This window comes from Dokdonella sp. (assembly GCF_044227025.1).
GTDB lineage: Bacteria > Pseudomonadota > Gammaproteobacteria > Xanthomonadales > Rhodanobacteraceae > Dokdonella_A.
This window is the reverse complement of sequence record NZ_JBGAFX010000005.1, coordinates 346099-365138: the sequence shown is the minus strand read 5'-3', so window position 1 is coordinate 365138 and position 19040 is coordinate 346099. Positions and strand designations below refer to the sequence as shown.

Genomic DNA, 19040 nt, shown 5'->3' with positions numbered 1-19040 from the left:
AGTCGATGTTGTCGAAGGTTCGCGTCATGGTGATCATGTTCTTTCGAACTAAGGCTCCTGGTGGGCGGTACAGGGATCGAACCTGTGACCCCTACCATGTCAAGGTAGTGCTCTACCGCTGAGCTAACCGCCCGGTTGGAATCGAAACTGCCTGCGCAAACTGCCGCCTTGCGAAGGGCGCGCAAGGTAGCACAGCGCCAGCGACGGAACAACCCGTCGAAGCGAAAACGCCCGCCCCGTTCGCCCCAGGATTCATGCTGGGGCATGGGCAAGCGGAATCAGGCGATGCGCATGACCGCGGCCTCGCGCAGGCGACGCCACGCCCGCAGCAGGCGCCCGGGCATCGTCGCGGACGATGGCACGCTCGACACCTCCACCGCGTGTCGGCGCAGCAGGTTCGACTGAGTCCGCAGCTGCTCGTGGCGCTCGAGCGCGGCGATCAGGCCACGCCGCAGCAGCTCGCGCGGCGGCGGTTGCAGCAGGAAGCGGAACACCTGGCCTTCATTGATCAGGCCGATCAGCAAGCGACTGTCGCGCAACGTCGATACCACGATCGCCAGCGTCGCGGGCCGCAACGTCTTCAGCTGCTTCAGGGCATCTGCAACCTCGCCGTCGGCGCTCGACAGGCGCGCGACGATCACCGCGACGTCATGGTCGACGAGCAGATCGAGTGCTCCCTCCAGGTCACTCGCGTGTTCGACCTGCACCGCCCCGGGCAGCAGCTCGCGCACCTGCGCCGCAAGGGCCCCCTCCTCGTCGAGCACGACGACCCGCGCGGCCACCGAAGCGAACGCGGCCTCCGGCGGCGCCACGCGGATCTGTTCACGCGATGCCGCGGCGAAATCGTGCATCGCGACGCGCGCGGCCTGCTCGACCGTCGCGATCAGCTGCCGCGCCAGCCACGGCTTCTCGATGAAGCGGTAGATCTCGCCCTCGTTGACCGCAGCGGTCACCGCATCGATGTCCGCGTATCCGGTCAGGAGGATGCGCATCGTCGCCGGCGAAATCGTCGCGACCTCGCGCAGGACCTCGACGCCACCCATCTCCGGCATGCGCTGGTCGCTGACGATCACGTGCACCGGGCGCTGGCGCACCCACTCGATCGCCTCGCGCGCCGACGTTGTCGCGAGGGTTTCGCAACGACCACGAAACAGCATGCGCAGCGAGCGCAGGATGCGTTCCTCGTCGTCGACGAACAATACGCAGGGCAACGGCGCGTTCATGCATCCGCCCCGTCCGGGCCCAGCGGCAGCACCACGAGAAAACGGGTGCCGACGCCCGGCTTCGAGCTGACCCGGATCACGCCGCCGTGCTGATCGACGATCTGGTGCGAGATCGACAGCCCCATGCCGCTGCCCTGCCCGATCGGCTTGGTCGTGAAGAACGGATCGAAGATGCGCGGCAGGTTGCTCGCCTCGATGCCCTTGCCGTTGTCCTCGATCATGACGATCGCGCGGCGATCGAGCATCCGGGTCGCGACGACGATGCGCCCGTGGTTGTGCTCGATCGCCTGCGCCGCGTTGCCCAGCAGGTTGAGCAGCACCTGGTTGATCTGCGCCGGCGCGCAGTCCAGCGGCGGGATCTCGCCGAGCTTGAGCACGACTTCGATATCGCGCTTGCGCAGCACGTGCGCGACGATGCGCAGCGCGCTCTCGACGAGGCGATTGATGTCGGCCTTCTGCATGCCCGCCTGGTCGAGGCGACTGAAGTCCTTGAGGTTCAGCACGAGCTCACCGATCTGGCCGATGCCGTGCACGGTGTCATCGAGCAACCCGCACAGGTCGTCGAGTGCGGCCGGATCGACCGTAACCCGCAACTGGCCGATCTCGGCAATGAGCGCATCGAGCTGGTCGCCCGGCTCGCCCTCGCCCGTCACCGCGTCGATCACCGCCTGTTGTGCCGACACGAGGCGCGCGGCATCGCCGAGTGCCACCCGCGTCATTTCGACGTTGTTGCGCACGTAGCCGAGCGGCGTGTTGATCTCGTGCACCAGCCCTGCAACCATCTGTCCGAGCGAGGCCATCTTCTCCGACTGCACGAGCTGCGACTGCGACGATTTCAGACGAGCATAGGCACGTTCGAGTTCGTGCGAACGCTCGGCGAGGCGGCTCTCGACCGCGTGCAACACGTCGAGGACGAGGCCGGTGCCGGCGTAGCCGCGTTCATCCACCAGCACGAAGTCGTCGGTGATCGGACTCCTCACATGCGACGCGATTGCTCGCGCCGCCTCGTCGATCGAGCTTGCCAGCGACAGCACCAGCGGCGCGCGATCCATCAACACCGCGATCGGACGGCGTCCGTACAGCTCGCGCCCGTACGGCTGCAGGAACATGCGCATCAGTTCGTAGCGACTGATCATGCCGACAGGACGGCCGTCCGGTGCGACCACCGGAAGACTCAGCAGTCCCGCATGACGGGTTTCGAGGAAACGCTGGGCTGCATCGAGCACGCAGGTTTCGGGGCGCAGCGGTTCGGTCGCGAGCAGCAGCGCAGCCAGCTCGCCGCGGCCGGCGCCAAACCGCGCATCACCGGAAATCGCGCGCGTGAGAGGGTCGCCGATCGGCGCCCCTGCCGGCGCCGCCAATGCAAGATTCATCGTTGTCGTCCATGCCGCGGATGCGGCGCAGCCTAGTCGGCATCGACGACAGCCACGTTACCGACAACGATCAGCCGATCAGTCCCTGCTCGCGCACGCGGTGGATCTCGTCGCGCAGACGCGCCGCGTCCTCGAACTCGAGATCCTGCGCATGCTTGTACATCTGCGCCTCGAGCTGGCGGATCTTTGCCGCGATCTGCTCCGGCGACAGCAGGCGGTAATCGGCAACCGGCTCAGCCACCTTGCGCGCGCCGCGGCCACGACCTCGTTCGCTTTCGCCTTCGCTGCGCGCGCCTTCCATGACATCGTTGATCTTGCGGACGATCGACGCCGGCGTGATGCCGTGCGCCACGTTGTACTCGACCTGCTTGGCGCGACGACGATCGGTCTCGTCGATCGCCGCCTGCATCGAGCGCGTGACGCGGTCGGCATACAGGATCGCAGTTCCACGCAGGTTGCGCGCGGCGCGGCCGATGGTCTGGATCAGCGAACCGGTGGAACGCAGGAAACCTTCCTTGTCCGCGTCGAGGATCGCCACCAGCGACACCTCGGGCATGTCGAGGCCTTCGCGCAGCAGATTGATGCCTACCAGCACGTCGAACTTGCCGAGGCGCAGGTCGCGGATGATCTCGACCCGCTCGACCGTCTCGATATCCGAATGCAGGTAGCGCACGCGGATGCCGTGTTCGTCGAGATATTCGGTGAGGTTCTCGGCCATGCGCTTGGTCAGCGTCGTGACCAGCACGCGGTCGCCCTGCGCGATGCGCAAGTTCGCTTCGGTCAGCAGGTCGTCGACCTGGGTGCGTGCCGGCCGCACTTCGATGCGCGGGTCAATCAGGCCGGTCGGGCGCACGACCAGTTCGACCACGTTGCCCTGCGACTTGTCGATCTCGTACGGCCCCGGCGTGGCGGAAACGAACACCGTGCGCGGCTCGCGCTCCTCCCACTCGGCGAACTTGAGCGGCCGGTTGTCGAGCGCGGATGGCAGCCGGAAGCCCCACTCGACCAGCGTCTCCTTGCGCGAACGGTCGCCCTTGTACATCGCGCCGATCTGCGGAATCGTCACGTGCGATTCGTCCACGACCAGCAATGCATCCGCCGGCAGGTAGTCGAACAGGGTCGGCGGCGGTTCGCCCGGCTGGCGTCGGGTCAGGTGGCGCGAATAGTTCTCGATGCCGTTGCAGTAACCGACCTCTGCCATCATCTCCAGATCGAAGCGCGTGCGCTGTTCGAGCCGCTGCGCCTCGACCAGCTTGTTGGCCGAGTACAGGTACGCGAGCCGTTCCTTCAGTTCCGCCTTGATCGATTCGATCGCGTTCAGCACGCTCTCGCGCGTGGTCGCGTAGTGGGTCTTCGGGTAGACCACGAAACGCGGAATCTTGCGCAAGGTCGCGCCGGTCAACGGATCGAACAGCGAAAGGTTCTCGATCTCGCCGTCGAACAGCTCGATGCGCAGCGCTTCGGTCTCCGATTCCGCCGGGAACACGTCGATGACCTCGCCGCGCACGCGGTAACTGCCGCGACGCAGGTCCATGTCGCCACGCGTGTACTGCAACTCGGTCAGGTGGCGGATCAGCTTGCGCTGGTCGGTGTGCTCGCCACGCGCGAGGATCAGGCGCATCTGCAGATAGTCCTCGGGATCGCCGAGGCCGTAGATCGCCGAGACCGTCGCGACGATCAGAGCATCCGGGCGCGACAGCAGCGCCTTGGTAGCGGCGAGGCGCATCTGTTCGATATGTTCGTTGATCGATGCGTCCTTCTCGATATAGGTGTCGCTAGAGGGAACGTAGGCTTCGGGCTGGTAGTAATCGTAGTAGCTGACGAAGTACTCGACCGCGTTGTGCGGGAAGAACTCCTTGAATTCGCCGTAGAGCTGCGCCGCGAGGGTCTTGTTCGGCGCCATCACCAGCGTGGGCCGCTGCACGTTCTCGATCAGGTTCGCGATCGTGAACGTCTTGCCCGAACCGGTCACACCGAGCAGGGTCTGCTGCGCGAGGCCCGCTTCGAACCCCGCGGTCAGGCGTTCGATCGCGGCCGGCTGGTCGCCGGATGGCTTGAACGGTGAAACAAGCTGGAAGCGGTCGGTCATCCGACGAAGTATACGGCGTGCGTCCATGCGAATCGGGCGTCGGCTCGCGCGATTTTCCTACACTGCTGCACGAATGCGCCCATCGCGCGCGGCCGATCGGCCGCCTAGGATGTGCCCGACCTCACACGGAGTCGTGGCCATGCCGCAGGAAGCGAAGGCAATGCGTGGATTCACCCTGGTCGAGCTGATGATGGCGCTCGCGATCGTCGCTGTACTCGCCACCGTCGCGATTCCGGCTTTCGGCAACCTGCTCGGACGCACGCGCCAGCAAGTCGTGATGGCCGATCTGCAGGCGTCGCTCAACCAGGCGCGCAGCGCGGCCGTCAGTCGCGGCATGCATGTCATAGCCTGTCCAAGCGTCGACCAGAGCACCTGCCTGCACACCACGCAATGGCATCTCGGCTGGCTGCTGTTCGCCGATCGCGACCACGATGGGCAGCGCTCCGACGAAGAGCCGGTGATCGGGGGCGGCCAGGCGCAGCCGGAAGGCATCGGCATCCTCGCCACCGTCGGCCGGCCACGCATCGACTACCAGTCCGACGGCTCGGCCTCCGGCACCAACATCACGTTGACCGTATGCGACCGCGCCGCCGGGCCGACGCGGGCGCGCACTCTGGTGGTCAGCCAGTCCGGCCGCATCCGACTCGGCCAGGCTACGGCGGGCGCGGCATCTGACTGCATTGCCGGCGCGGGATGAAGACCGGGTCGACCCGTCGACGGCTCTGGCAGCGATCAATGCACGCTTCGCGGGCGGCAACCCGCCAGCGGCGTGCGGCCTCGCGCGTACGCAGGGGAAACGACGGCAACAAAAAACCCCGCGGTCCGCGGGGTTTTGGTGTTTCCGGGATGTCCCGGCGAAAGCATGTGGCGCCCGAAGTTGGACTCGAACCAACGACCCCCTGATTAACAGTCAAGTGCTCTAACCAGCTGAGCTATTCGGGCGAGCCGCATATTCTGTGGCGACGTGTGCCGGACGTCAAGTCCCTGACGGCGCGACGTCCGTCACGCGTCCGCTGTGGCCCGGCGCACGTTTTCAATCCGTTGTAAGCGTAACGTATGCTCCGTCCAGCGGGGGTTGGGGAAAAATCATGGGTATGCATGGGATTGTTCGTCGCACTGCGACTTGCGCCATGGCGGCGCTCGCCGTCGCGGTCTCCGGCATCGTGTTCGCGCAGAGCCATGCGCCGGACGCGATGCTCCACGATGGCTTCGAGGGCGCCGCACTCGGGCCGTTCACCGACTCCGACGCTTCGCGCTTCCTGGCGCAGGCGACGTTCGGACCCACCGACGGCGACATCGCGCACCTGCGCGCGGTCGGCTACCAGACGTGGCTGACGGAACAGTTCGCAGCCGCACCGACGCACACGCTCGCCTACATGGACTGGGTCGAAACCACGCTTGGCGAACAGGTCGGGCAGGACTCCCGGCGCGAAGCATGGTTCCTCGGCGCACTCGGTGGACCCGATCCGGCCAACATTTCGTTGATCCATTCCGACCAGCTGCGCCAGCGCGTCGCGTTCGCCCTCAGCGAAATCATGGTGGTTTCCGAACAGAATGCGATGCTCGCCGCGTTTCCGCGCGGAATCGCCTACTACCAGGACACGCTCGTCGACGGCGCGTTCGGCAACTTCCGCACCCTGCTCGAGAAGATGACGCTGAACCCGGCGATGGGCGTCTACCTCAACATGCTCGCGAACCAGCGCGCGAATGCGGCGCAGAACATCCACCCGGACGAGAACTACGCACGCGAGATCAACCAGCTGTTCAGTGTCGGACTCGTGCTGCTGAATCCCGATGGCACCCCGACGCTCAGCGGCGGACAGGAGATCCCGACCTACACGCAAGACACGATTTCGGCGTTCGCGCATGTGTTCACCGGCTGGAACTGGTCGGACTGCGCCGACTTCACGACCTGCGGCCCGGACTGGACCAACAGCACGAACTTCATGCAGCCGATGGCGCCGATCGCGGCGTACCACGACAACGGCACGCATGCCGACGACATGCACGCCAAGCAGCTGCTCGCCTACCCCGGCGCTCAAAATGGCGGCGTGCTCACGGACGGCGGCACGCCCGCTTCCGACCTCGCGTTCGCGCTCGACAACATCTACAACCACCCGAACGTCGGTCCGTTCATTTCGAAACAGCTGATCCAGCGCCTCGTCACGAGCAACCCTGCGCCGGCTTACGTGCAACGCGTGGCGGCGGTGTTCAATGCGAATCGCGCCAATGCGAACCAGCTGCGCGAAGTGATCAAGGCGGTCCTGCTCGATCCGGAAGCACGTTTCGGCCAGTGGCGCTCCATGGATACGTTCGGCAAGTTGCGCGAACCCCTGCTCGCGCTGACGCACTTCTGGCGCGCGATGCATGCACGCCACATCTGCGGCACGGATGGACCCAATGGCCACTATGCCAATCCATACCGCTATGCCGGCTACATCACCGCATGGGGCACCTCCGACAGCCAGTACGGATCGGGCGTGGCGCAGGCGCCGATCAACGCGCCGTCGGTGTTCAACTTCTTCAAGCCGAGCTACCTGCCGCCGGGCGAGATGACCACGCGCGGACTGCGCGGCCCCGAATTCCAGCTGCAGACCGACAGCATCATCGCGAACACGGTCAACAGTGTCGGCGTGCGATCGTTCGCGCTCGACTTCTCCGACAGCTGCGCAGGCGACGACTTCGGCGAAGTGAGGATCGATCACCTGCAGGACATCGCACTCGCGGCCAGCGCGAACGGCGGCGCCGCCGACCCGGCGAACCGGCTCGTCGATGCCTACAGCAAGCGTTTCATGTCCGGGCAGATGTCGCCCTTCATGCGCCAGACGCTGCTGACCTACCTGAATCCCATCGACTCGACCTGGACCGATGGCGTTTCCGACTGGCGCTTGTGGCGCATCCATACCGCGCTCTACCTGATCCTGTCCTCGCCCGAATACATGATCCAGAAATAAGGAGCCGGCCATCATGCGCACCTACAACCCCGATCGCCGACGCTTCGTTCGCGACACGCTTTGCGCGGCCTTGGGCGGCGCCAGCGTCTACTCCGCCCTCGGCGGCATGAAGTTGCTGCAGGCGGCGACGCGCGCGGGCACCTACGGGTTTGCCGACTATCGCGCGCTCGTCTGCGTGTTCCTGTACGGCGGCAACGACGGCTTCAACATGATCGTGCCAATCTCGGGCCAGGCGCGCACCGACTACCTCGCGGTACGGCCCACGCTCGCACTACCGACCGCCGGTCTGCACGCGCTGAATGCGCCTGCATCCGGGTTCGGCAGTCCGGGCGACGGATCGAGCTACGGCCTGCACGCATCGATGCCGGAGCTGGCGACCGTCTTCAATGCCGGGAAGGCGGCGATCGTCGCCAACGTCGGCACCCTGGTGCAGCCCGTGACGAAGGCCGAATACCAGAACGGCAATCCGCCGTTGCCGCCGCAGCTGTTCTCGCATGCGGACCAGTCGGCCTACTGGCAATCCTCGCCACCCAACAACCAGCCGGTGACCGGCTGGGGCGGGCGCATCGCCGATCTGGTCGTCAACGCCAATCCCGCCAACATCCCGACCCTGACCTCGCTCGGCGGGCAGGATGCGTTCCTGCGGGGACAGGACGTCAACGGGTACGTGATGAACTGGTACGGCCCGAACGTGGTCGACTTCCCGTACGAGTTGTCGCAGACGAACGCGCTCCAGAATGCATTCAACGCCCTGCATGCGCCCGGCCAGGTGAATGCGCTCGAACGCACCTATGGTTCGTCGATGCGCCACTCGATGGCGACCGCAAGCCTTATCGATGCAACGCTCGGCGCGGCCGGGATGCCGGATTTCAGCGGCTTCTTCACCGGCACCGACACGCTCGGCCAGCAACTCCAGACCGTCGCCAAGCTGGTGTGGGCGGCGAACAACAACGTGCCCGGCTACACCGGCATCCAGCGCCAGGTGTTCTTCGTGACGACCGACGGCTACGACACGCATTCGGACCAGCTCGTGCGTCAGGACCCGCTGCTGGTCGATCTGTCGCGCTCGCTCGCCGGCTTCCACAATGCAATGAACAGCGTCTCGCTGGCATCGCGGGTCACCGCATTCACGGCCTCCGATTTCGGCCGCTCGCTCTCCAACAACCAGAACGGCAGCGATCACGGCTGGGCCTCGCACCACTTCGTCGTCGGCGGCGCGGTCAATGGCACCAGGTTCTACGGCGACGATCTCGGCCATACCGGAACTGCGCACATGCCGAGCCTGGCACCATCGGCTTCCAATCCGAACGATGCCGGCTACGGCCAGATCATCCCCACCACGTCGGTCGAGCAATACACCGCGACGCTGGCGAAATGGTTCGGACTCACCGACGGCGACATCGACCTGATCACGCCGAATCTCGCGAACTTCAACACGCGTTATCTCGGCTTCGTCTCGTAGGACGGGTCGAGCGCGGAGGGCGCGCGCCGCCGGCGTCAGTCGATCGTGAATGACTGCAAATCGACCGGCGTCGAAGGCAGCACGACGATCGTGCCGCGCATGCCGTCGGTGGGCGAGCCGTGCTGTTCGCAGTAGTAGCCCACCTCGCCGAGCTGGTTGAAGACGATGTCGACAAACCAGAGGTCGCTGCTCGGCGCGCCATTGCCGCCGGTACCGTCGCAGCCTCGCGCGCACCGGAACGACAGGTCGTCCGCGACCACGTTGTGCAGGCCGCCGCGGTTGCGGAACCGGACCGTATCGCCGAGCGCGATCGTCAGCGTCGCCGGACTGTAGGAAACGCCCGGCCCGACGTTGACGGTGTGGCTCGCCGCGAACAACGGCGTGGCGAGGCTGCAAGCTGCGAAGGCAAGGAGTCGGCGCATGCGCACAGCCTGACGCAGTTCGGTGCCTGCTGACAACTCGCGCGCCCCCGATCGGTCGACCAGATCGCATTCCGTCCCTTGACGTGCTGATTTTTACGCGATGTTTATGCGCACGCGCTGATTCTCTACGCGTTCCTTACGCGCTGCCTCCTATCGTGACGGTCACGCTGGACCTGGACGACTCGTCATGGACATCGCCTCTCTGCTGTTGCTCGCCCTCCTGGTCGCATTGACCGGCGGCTACCTCTGGCTGTGTGCCCGGCTGGAGGAACGCAAGTGAACCCGCTGTCCACTACGGTCGCGCCTAGGGCCAAGGCCCCTTCCGCGATCCCCGTCTACTGCCGCGCGGAGCGCCGTCCATGAACGTCCTGTACACCGTCGCAGCGCTGATCGCACTCGCGCTTTCGATCTATCTGGCGATCGCCCTGCTCAAGCCGGAGTGGTTCGAATGACCACGAACAACTATCTGCAACTCGGCCTGTACCTGGTCGTGCTGGTATCGCTGGTGAAGCCGCTTGGTGCCTACATGGCCGCCGTCTTCGCCGATTCACCCAACCGCGTGCTGCGCATCGGTGCGCCGGTGGAGCGCGGTCTGTACCGCGTCGCCGGCGTCGACCATGGCGAGGACATGAGCTGGAAGCGATACGCGCTGGCGATGCTCGCCTTCAACGTCCTAGGCCTGCTCGTCGTTTATCTGCTGCAACGGGTACAGCAGTGGCTGCCGTTGAATCCGCAGGGCTTCGGCGCGATCTCCCCAGACTCCGCTCTGAACACGGCCATCAGTTTCGCGAGCAATACCAATTGGCAGGGGTACGGCGGCGAGTCGACGATGAGCTACCTGACCCAGATGCTGGGCCTCGCCGTGCAGAACTTCCTGTCCGCGGCGACCGGCGTCGCCGTACTGATCGCATTGGTCCGAGGCTTCGTGCGCAAGACATCGAACGGCATCGGTAACTTCTGGGTCGACATGACGCGCTGTACGCTGTACGTACTATTGCCGCTGTCGCTGCTGCTGTCGCTCGTACTCGTCTCGCAGGGCGTGCCGCAAAACTTCAAACCGTACGAGAACGTCCCGCTGCTGCAGGCGACCACGCAGACAGAAGCGGTCAAGAACGCCGATGGCAATCCGCTCAAGGACGCGGACGGCAATGCGCAGACGAGGCAGTCGCCGGTGGTCGAGCAGTCGCTGCCACTCGGCCCCGCCGCATCGCAGATCGCGATCAAGCAGCTCGGCACCAACGGTGGCGGCTTCTACAACGTCAACTCGGCGCATCCGTACGAGAATCCGACACCGCTCAGCAACTTCCTCGAAGTGCTGGCGATCCTGCTGATTCCGGCTGCGCTCTGCTACACGTTCGGGAAGATGGTCGAAGACCGTCGCCAGGGCTGGGCCCTGCTGGCGACGATGCTGGTGATCTTCGTACCCCTGCTGCTCGCCTGCACGGCTGCAGAACAAGCCGGCAATCCTGCTTTCACTTCCGCGGGAGTGGATCAGCTGGCGTCGGCCGCGCAGGCAGGCGGCAACATGGAAGGCAAGGAAGTGCGCTTCGGCGTCGTCAACTCGACCCTGTGGGCGAGCGCGACGACCGCCGCGTCGAACGGTTCGGTCAATGCGATGCACGACTCGTTCACACCGCTGGGCGGCCTCGTTCCGATGTCGTTGATGCAACTCGGCGAGGTCATCTTCGGCGGCGTCGGCAGCGGCCTGTACGGAATGATCGCGTTCGCGATCGTCGCGGTGTTCATCGCCGGCCTGATGGTCGGGCGCACGCCTGAATACCTCGGCAAGAAGATCGAGGCCTACGAGATGAAGATGGCGAGCCTGGTCGTGCTGATCCCGTGCGCACTGGTCGTGGTCGGCACCGCGATTGCAGTGCTCGCCCCGGCCGGCGTTGCGGGCACCGCAAACCCCGGCATCCACGGCTTCAGCGAGATCCTGTACGCACTATCGTCCGCGTCGAACAACAACGGCAGCGCGTTTGGCGGCCTCTCCGCGAACACGCCGTTCTACAACAGCCTGCTCGGGATCTGCATGTTCCTGGCGCGCTTCCCGCTCGCGATCGGCATGCTCGCGATCGCCGGATCGATCGCTGCGAAGAAGCACGTCCCTGCTTCCGCAGGAACACTTCCGACGCACACGCCGCTGTTCATCGTGTTGCTGGCGAGCACCGTCGTCATCGTCGGCGCCCTGACGTTCCTGCCTGCGCTCGCGCTCGGGCCGATCGCGGAACATCTCTCGGCCTTCGGACATTGATTGCACGAATCCCCTCCCGTTTGCACCGCCCGTGCGAACGGTTCTCGCGAGTCGCCCAGGCGATCGCCTGGCGCGAACGGGACTATCTGGACTCATTCACATGACATCGACCACCGCACGTACCAGCGCGCTGAGCAAGGAACTCATGGTTCCGGCGATCACGGCTGCATTCCGCAAACTCTCACCGCGCCAGCAATTCCGCAACCCGGTGATGTTCGTCGTATTCGTCTGCAGCATCCTGACCACGGCGCTCTGGGTGCAGGCGCTGGCCGGCCATGGAGAGGCGCCGGCAAGCTTCATTTTCTGGGTTGGCTTATGGCTCTGGTTTACCCTGCTGTTCGCGAACTTCGCCGAATCGATCGCGGAAGGCCGTGGCAAGGCGCAGGCGCAGGCGCTGCGTGGGGCACGACGCGACGTCATCGCGAAGAAGCTGACGGCGCCGCGCCGCGATGCCGATGTGGTCTTCACGCCCGCAGGCGAATTGCGCGTTGGCCATCACGTGCTGGTCGAAGCCGGCGACAGCGTTCCGGGCGATGGCGAAGTCATCGACGGCGCTGCATCGGTCGACGAAAGCGCGGTGACCGGTGAATCGGCACCGGTGATCCGCGAATCCGGTGGCGATCGCAGTTCGGTCACGGGTGGCACACGCGTGCTGTCGGACTGGATCGTCGTGCGCATCGCGAGCAATCCGGGAGAAAGCTTCCTTGACCGCATGATCGCGATGGTCGAGGGCGCAAGCCGGCGCAAGACCCCGAACGAGATCGCGCTGACGATCCTGCTCGCGAAGTTCACACTGATCTTCCTGCTCGCGTGCTCGACCCTGTTGCCCTATTCCCTGTACGCCGTCGCTGCCGCCGGCCACGGCAGCCCGGTCACGCTCACCGTACTGATGGCCCTGCTCGTCTGCCTGATTCCGACCACGATCGGCGGCCTGCTTTCAGCGATCGGTATCGCCGGCATGGACCGGATGATCCAGGCAAACGTGATTGCGATGTCCGGCCGCGCGGTCGAAGCGGCTGGCGACGTCGACGTGCTGCTGCTCGACAAGACCGGCACGATCACGCTCGGCAACCGCCAGGCAGTGGCGCTGCATGCGGCGCCCGGGGTCGACGCGAAGATGCTGGCCGACGCCGCCCAGCTCGCCTCGCTCGCCGACGAGACGCCCGAAGGGCGCAGTATCGTCGTGCTGGCGAAGGAGAAGTTCGGCCTGCGCGAACGCGCGCTGCATGAGCTCGACGCGCATTTCGTGCCGTTCACCGCGCAGACGCGCATGAGCGGCGTCGACATCCACGGCAGAAGGATCCGCAAGGGTGCGGTCGATGCGATCCGCAATCATCTCGCCGCGGTCGGCGCGACATTGCCAGCCGCGCTCACCAAAGCAGCCGAGGACATTGCACGCAAGGGCGGCACGCCGCTGGTCGTGGCCGAGGATGCGAATGCGCTCGGCGTGATCGAGCTCAAGGACATCGTCAAGGGCGGCATCCGCGAGCGCTTCGCCGAACTGCGCCGCATGGGTATCCGCACGATCATGATCACCGGCGACAACCCGCTGACCGCCGCATCGATCGCCGCCGAAGCCGGCGTCGACGATTATCTCGCGGAAGCGACGCCCGAAGCGAAACTGAAACTGATCCGCGACATCCAGGCCGAAGGTCGCCTCGTCGCCATGTGCGGCGACGGCACCAACGACGCGCCGGCGCTCGCCCAGGCCGACGTCGCAGTCGCGATGAACAGCGGCACCCAGGCGGCCAAGGAAGCCGGCAACATGGTCGATCTGGATTCGAACCCGACCAAGCTGATCGAGGTGGTCGAGATTGGCAAGCAGATGCTGATCACGCGTGGCTCGCTGACCACGTTCTCGATCGCCAACGATGTCGCGAAGTACTTCGCGATCATCCCGGCCGCATTCGCCGCGACCTATCCCGCGTTGAACGCGCTCAACGTCATGCATCTCGCCACGCCGCAGAGCGCGATCCTGTCCGCGGTCATCTTCAATGCACTGATCATCATCGTGCTGATCCCGCTCGCCCTCAGGGGCGTGCGCTACCGCGCCATGAGCGCGGCACAGCTGCTGCGCAGGAACCTGCTGGTTTTCGGCGTCGTCGGCCTGCTCGTGCCGTTCATCGGCATCAAGGCGATCGATCTGCTACTGGTCACGTGCGGCCTGGCCTGAGTCGAGCCCCATGCGCACGCATCTCATGCAGACCACTCATGCGTCGACCTCGGCTCGACCGGACACAGGCCACGCGGCCAACGAATCCCGCTCGCACCATTTCCAGCGCCGGTCACGGCGGTGAACGCGCCGAAAGCATTCAAGGATATTGATGAACAAGTCGATTACGCCCGCGGCGTTGCTCGCCGCACTCATTGCACCTGCATCCACCATGGCGCAGACGACGGAGACGGGAGCAGACTCCTCGAGCTACATAGTCACCGGCAACATCGCGCTGGTTTCGGACTACATGTTTCGCGGCCTGACCCAGAGTTGGGGCACTCCCGCGATACAAGGTGGCGGCGACCTCACGATGGAGAACGGGTTCGCCGCCGGCTTCTGGGCCTCGAGCGTCAGCGACAAGAGCTATCCTGGCGCGTCGCTCGAGCTCGACGTCTATGCGAACTACGGCCTGTCGATCAACGGCGACTGGTCCTGGCGCGTCGGCCTCTACAGCTACCTGTACCCAAAGGGCAATCTTGACGAAGCCGGCCTCGCGTCGCGTTCGTTCAACACGCTCGAGGCGAACGCGGCGCTGTCGTGGAAGTGGCTAACCGTGAAGTATTCGCGCGCCCTGACCGACTACTTCGGCATCGATGTCGAACAGGGCTATCGCGGCGATTCCCGGGGCACCGGCTACCTCGAACTGAACGCAGCGATCCCGTTCAACGAGCAATGGAGCCTCGCCCTGCATGCCGGCCGGACCGACGTCACGACGCGCCTCGCGACGCCACTGGCGAACGGAACAACGAAAGCCGACTACACCGACGTCGGCGCGACATTGAAGTTCCAGCTCGATCCGCACTGGTCCGCAAGCCTCGGCGCGACCCGTGCCGACAACGACGCGTTCTTCGGCCACACCGCCAGCTTCACGAATGCCGCCGACACGCGCAACACCGGCGGGACGCGTGGCTTCGTCACGCTGCAGGGCACGTTCTGAACAAAAAGGGGACACGATCATGGGCAAGATCATTCGTCAATCCGTCGTCATGCTCGTCGCGCTGACGATCGTCACGGGCATCGTTTATCCGCTGGTCGTGACCGGTCTCGCGCAAGCGTTGTTTGCGCGGGCAGCCAACGGCAGCGTGATCGAGCGCGACGGCAAGGTGTTCGGGTCGGCGCTCATCGGGCAACCGTTCTCCGATCCGAAGTACTTCTGGCCGCGACCCTCGGCAACGGCGCCGTTCGCGAACAATTCGGCCGCGTCCAGCGGCTCGAATCTCGGACCGACCAATCCCGCGCTCGCCGATGCGGTGAAGCAGCGCATCCAGGCGTTGCGCGCGGTCGATCCCGGCAACGTGGCACGGGTTCCGGTGGACCTGGTCACGGCCTCCGGCAGCGGCCTCGACCCGCACATATCGCCTGCGGCGGCACAATACCAGCTCGCGCGAGTGGCGCGCGTGCGCGGCATGCAACCCGAACAGGTGGCGGCACTGATCGCAAAGGCGACCGAGGGCCGCCAGCTTGGATTGCTCGGCGAGCCGCGGGTCAACGTGCTGCAGTTGAACCTGCTGCTCGACGGCAAGGGTTGACCGCGTGACCGCGCGATCGCCCGGCGACTTGCGCAGTCGTTGCCATCGGGGACTGCGCATCGCATGATGCGCGAAGCTGCGACCGCGCGACCATGTCTTCGATACCCGAGCGTCCGGATCCCGATGTGCTGCTCGCCCGCGTCCAGGGCGAAGCTGCGCGCGCACGGCGAGGCCGGCTCAAGATATTCTTCGGCGCGACGGCCGGTGTCGGCAAAAGCTATGCGATGCTCGAGAGCGCACGGCACCTCAAGGCCGACGGCGTCGACCTCGTGGTCGGCTATGTCGAATTGCATGGACGCCCGGAAACGGAAGCGCTGCTCGATGGGCTGGAAGTCCTGCCACCGTTGCGCCTCGAGCATCGCGGCATCGTTCTGACCGAGTTCGACCTCGATGGCGCGCTCGCACGCCATCCCCAACGCATCCTGGTGGACGAACTTGCGCACAGCAACCATCCGGGTGCGCGGCATCCCAAGCGTTGGCAGGACATCGAAGAGCTGCTCGAGGCGGGCATCGATGTCGACACCACGGTCAACGTCCAGCATGTCGAGAGCCTAAATGACGTCGTCGCGCAGATCACCGGAGTGCAGGTGCGCGAGACGGTGCCGGACCAGGTATTCGCCACAGCGGACGAAGTCGAGCTGGTCGATCTGACCCCGGACGAATTGCTCGAACGCCTCGCCGAAGGCAAGGTCTACCTGCCCGAAAAGGCGCGCCAGGCCGCGGAGGGGTTCTTTCGCAAGGGCAACCTGATCGCTCTGCGCCAGTTGGCGCTGCGCGCGACCGCCGATCGCGTCGATGCGGCGATGCGCGAGTACCGCGAACGCCATGCGATCTCCGATACCTGGGCGGCCAACGACCGCCTTCTCGTCTGTGTCGGTCCCGATCCGCTATCGGCGCGCCTGGTTCGTTCGGCGCGGCGCATGGCCACCGCCATGCACGCGCAATGGCTCGCCGTCTACGTCGAGACGCCGGCGCTTGCGCGCCTGCCGCAATCTGCACGCGACGGCATCCTGCGCACGCTGAAACTGGCGGAGCAACTCGGCGCCGAAACCGCGAATCTCAGTGGAGAGAGCGTCGCCACGACGCTGCTCGATTTCGCGCGGCAGCGCAACGTCACCCGCATGATCGTCGGCAAGCCCCTGCGCGCGCGTTGGCGGACGCTCCTCCGGCGCACTCTGGTCGACGAAATCATCGATGGCAGCGGCGACATCGATGTCTACGTGATCACCGGCGAGCAGCACGACGATCGTCCGGCACCGCCACGCCTGCCCGCGCGCAACAGCCATTGGCCTGCCTATGTGAAAGCGCTTGCTGTGGTTGCCCTGACCACGCTGTTGTGCCTGCAGATCAACGGTTTGTTCGAACGCACCAATGTCGTGATGATCTACCTGCTCGGCACCGTGTTCGTCGCCGCGCGCTTCGGTCGCGGACCGTCGATACTGGCTTCCGTGCTCGGCGTCGCGCTGTTCGATTTCCTGTTCGTGCCGCCAGTCCATTCGTTCACGGTCTCGGACACGCAATACCTGATCACGTTCGGCGTCATGCTGACGACGGCCCTCGTCATCAGCCAACTGACAGCGCGCGGCAAACGGCAGGCATCGGTCGCCCGTCAGCGCGAGCGGCGCACTGCCGAACTCTATGCACTGAGCCGGGAACTGGCGCGTCGCCGGAACATCGAGGAACTGTCGAAATTCCTCGTCCGACATGTGCTCGCCAGCGTCGACGGCGAGGCTGCAGTACTGCTGCCGGACGCCGACGGCAGGATCCGCGACCCGGCCGGTTTCTGCGATCGCGGCGCCGAGCGTGCGTCGTCCGGGCTCGCCCGCATGCCGGTGCCAGGCAACGACCTCGGTATCGCGCAATGGACCTTCGATCATCGCCAGAAGGCTGGCCTCGGCACCGATACGCTCGCCAGCGCCGCCGCAATCTACTTGCCATTGAACGCGCTCAAGCGCTGCATCGGTGTGCTCGGCCTGCGTCCGCGCGAGCCGCGCCAGCTGACCGTGCCGGAACAGATGCATCTGGTCGAAGCGCTGGTGAACCAGGCGGCGGTCGCGATGGAGCGCGTGCAACTCGCGCAGGCGGCGCAGGATGCCAATGTCCAGATCGAGTCGGAACGCCTGCGCAACACATTGCTGAGCGCGATCTCGCACGACTTCCGCACGCCGCTCGCGACCATCATCGGGGCGGGATCGACCTTGCGCGACAGCGCGCCGGGCGCGCTCGACGCGGTACAACGCACAACCCTCCTCGACACGCTGCTGCACGAGGCGGAACGCATGAACCGCCTGATGGGCAACCTGCTCGACCTGACCCGCCTCACCGGCGAGCGCACCGAGCTGTGCCGCGACAGCATCGCCATCGACGAACTCGTCGGCGGCGTGCTTGAGCGATTGCGCGCCGTGCTCGCACACCACCCCGTCTCCCTTGCGATTCCGGAAGACCCTCCGCTGGTTTGGGCCGACGAAGTGCTGCTCGGACAGGTGCTGTCGAACCTGCTCGAGAATGCCGCACGCCACACGCCGGCGGGCACCACAATCGAGATTTCGGCGCAGGTCTCGCAGGACACGTTGCGGGTGAGCGTACGTGACCACGGCCCCGGATTCGCGCCGGGCGACGAGCAGCGCGTGTTCGACAAGTTCCACCAGGGCGCGCCGGAGAGTGCGCAGAGCGGGTTCGGGCTCGGCCTCGCCATCAGCAAGGCGATCATCGATGCGCACGGGGGGACGATATCGGCGCGCAACGTACCGGGCGGGGGTGCGGAAATATCCTTCACGGTACCGACCCAGGCGCCGAGGCCGACGCCCGCATGAGCGCATCGCGCACCACCCTGCTACTGGTCGAGGACGATCCGCAGATCCAGCGCTTCCTCGTTGCGGCGCTCGAAGCACATGCGTACGAACTGCTTATCGCGTCGAACGGCGCGGAAGGTATCAAGCTCGCCGCGATGCGCCAGCCCGACATCCTCATCGTCGACCTCGGGCTGCCCGACATGTCGGGGCTGGACGTAATCCGGCGACTGCGCGAATGGTGCACGCGGCCGATCATCGTGCTGTCGGCGCGCGACAAGGAAGGCGACAAGGTGGTCGCGCTCGACGCGGGTGCCGACGACTACGTGACCAAGCCGTTCGGCATCGGCGAACTGCTCGCTCGCCTGCGCGTGGCCGAACGGCACCTGTCGGCGCGCGCGGACGGAACGAAGGAAGTGCGCATCGAGATCGGCGGCATCGTGATTGACCTCGCTGCCCGCCGCGTGACGCGCGACGGCATCGACATCCACCTGACGCCGATCGAGTACGACCTGCTCTGCGCGCTGGCCCGGCATCGCGGCAAGGTCATGACCCATCGCCAGTTGCTGAACCACGTATGGGGCGCCGCGCACGTGGAGTCCCCGCATTACCTGCGCACCTACATGCGCGCCCTGCGGCGCAAGATCGAGCCCGATCCCGCGCGGCCGATGTACCTGCTGACGGAAGTGGGTATCGGCTACCGCATCGCGGACAGCTAGTCGAAGCGAAC

General features: G+C 65.6%; 14 protein-coding genes and 2 tRNA genes. 10 read left to right on the top strand and 6 right to left on the bottom strand.

Annotated elements, in window-relative coordinates:
* Positions 1 to 58: 58 nt before the first annotated feature.
* The 4 genes from ACILRJ_RS14055 to uvrB all read right to left on the bottom strand — a co-directional run bounded on the left by ACILRJ_RS14055 (position 59) and on the right by uvrB (position 4685).
* Positions 59 to 133 (bottom strand) — tRNA-Val (locus tag ACILRJ_RS14055).
* 145 nt (positions 134 to 278) lie between these two features.
* A complete protein-coding gene (locus ACILRJ_RS14050) occupies positions 279 to 1223 on the bottom strand; it encodes a response regulator (RefSeq protein ID WP_395683824.1) in 945 nt (314 codons plus the stop codon).
* On the bottom strand, positions 1220 to 2596 hold the full coding sequence (locus ACILRJ_RS14045; protein ID WP_395683823.1) for a sensor histidine kinase: 1377 nt from the start codon (positions 2594 to 2596) through the stop codon (positions 1220 to 1222). The genes ACILRJ_RS14050 and ACILRJ_RS14045 overlap by 4 nt, the downstream gene beginning before the upstream one ends.
* Before the next feature lie 70 nt (positions 2597 to 2666).
* Positions 2667 to 4685: an excinuclease ABC subunit UvrB gene (gene uvrB, locus ACILRJ_RS14040; protein ID WP_395683822.1), complete on the bottom strand. Its 2019-nt coding sequence runs from the start codon at positions 4683 to 4685 to the stop codon at positions 2667 to 2669.
* Between the two features lie 139 nt (positions 4686 to 4824).
* On the opposite strand from uvrB, the gene ACILRJ_RS14035 reads away from it, so the two are divergent.
* Entirely contained in the window at positions 4825 to 5382 is a 558-nt protein-coding gene (locus ACILRJ_RS14035) for a GspH/FimT family pseudopilin (RefSeq protein WP_395683821.1), read from the top strand.
* 168 nt (positions 5383 to 5550) lie between these two features.
* On the opposite strand, the gene ACILRJ_RS14030 is transcribed toward ACILRJ_RS14035, so the two are convergent.
* Positions 5551 to 5627: transfer RNA gene (locus tag ACILRJ_RS14030), tRNA-Asn, on the bottom strand.
* A gap of 188 nt (positions 5628 to 5815) precedes the next feature.
* Here ACILRJ_RS14030 and ACILRJ_RS14025 point away from each other — a divergent pair.
* Together ACILRJ_RS14025 and ACILRJ_RS14020 are read left to right on the top strand one after the other, a co-directional pair.
* Positions 5816 to 7639, top strand: a complete 1824-nt coding sequence (locus tag ACILRJ_RS14025; protein ID WP_395683820.1) for a DUF1800 family protein — start codon at positions 5816 to 5818, stop codon at positions 7637 to 7639.
* 13 nt (positions 7640 to 7652) lie between these two features.
* Positions 7653 to 9101: a DUF1501 domain-containing protein gene (locus ACILRJ_RS14020; protein WP_395683819.1), complete on the top strand. Its 1449-nt coding sequence runs from the start codon at positions 7653 to 7655 to the stop codon at positions 9099 to 9101.
* Positions 9102 to 9136: 35 nt separating this feature from the next.
* On the opposite strand, the gene ACILRJ_RS14015 is transcribed toward ACILRJ_RS14020, so the two are convergent.
* The gene (locus ACILRJ_RS14015) at positions 9137 to 9523 is read right to left on the bottom strand and encodes a hypothetical protein (protein ID WP_395683818.1); all 387 of its coding nucleotides are present in this window, start codon (positions 9521 to 9523) and stop codon (positions 9137 to 9139) included.
* A 359-nt stretch (positions 9524 to 9882) separates the two neighbouring features.
* On the opposite strand from ACILRJ_RS14015, the gene ACILRJ_RS14010 reads away from it, so the two are divergent.
* From ACILRJ_RS14010 to ACILRJ_RS13980, 7 genes are all read left to right on the top strand, one after another.
* Positions 9883 to 9975: a potassium-transporting ATPase subunit F gene (locus ACILRJ_RS14010; RefSeq protein ID WP_395683817.1), complete on the top strand. Its 93-nt coding sequence runs from the start codon at positions 9883 to 9885 to the stop codon at positions 9973 to 9975.
* Positions 9972 to 11777 (top strand): potassium-transporting ATPase subunit KdpA, encoded by a 1806-nt coding sequence (gene kdpA / locus ACILRJ_RS14005; protein ID WP_395683816.1) that lies wholly within the window; start codon positions 9972 to 9974, stop codon positions 11775 to 11777. The genes ACILRJ_RS14010 and kdpA overlap by 4 nt, the downstream gene beginning before the upstream one ends.
* Positions 11778 to 11877: 100 nt before the next feature.
* Positions 11878 to 13950 (top strand): potassium-transporting ATPase subunit KdpB, encoded by a 2073-nt coding sequence (kdpB, locus tag ACILRJ_RS14000; protein ID WP_395683815.1) that lies wholly within the window; start codon positions 11878 to 11880, stop codon positions 13948 to 13950.
* Between the two features lie 151 nt (positions 13951 to 14101).
* Positions 14102 to 14929 carry a TorF family putative porin gene (locus ACILRJ_RS13995; RefSeq protein ID WP_395683814.1) on the top strand — a complete coding sequence of 276 codons (828 nt, stop codon included), beginning with the start codon at positions 14102 to 14104 and terminating at the stop codon, positions 14927 to 14929.
* Positions 14930 to 14948: 19 nt separating this feature from the next.
* Entirely contained in the window at positions 14949 to 15521 is a 573-nt protein-coding gene (gene kdpC / locus ACILRJ_RS13990; protein WP_395683813.1) for a potassium-transporting ATPase subunit KdpC, read from the top strand.
* 92 nt (positions 15522 to 15613) lie between these two features.
* Entirely contained in the window at positions 15614 to 18334 is a 2721-nt protein-coding gene (locus tag ACILRJ_RS13985) for a DUF4118 domain-containing protein (protein ID WP_395683812.1), read from the top strand.
* Positions 18331 to 19029, top strand: a complete 699-nt coding sequence (locus ACILRJ_RS13980; RefSeq protein WP_395683811.1) for a response regulator — start codon at positions 18331 to 18333, stop codon at positions 19027 to 19029. Before ACILRJ_RS13985 ends, ACILRJ_RS13980 begins: the two co-directional genes overlap by 4 nt.
* Positions 19030 to 19040 lie beyond the last annotated feature (11 nt).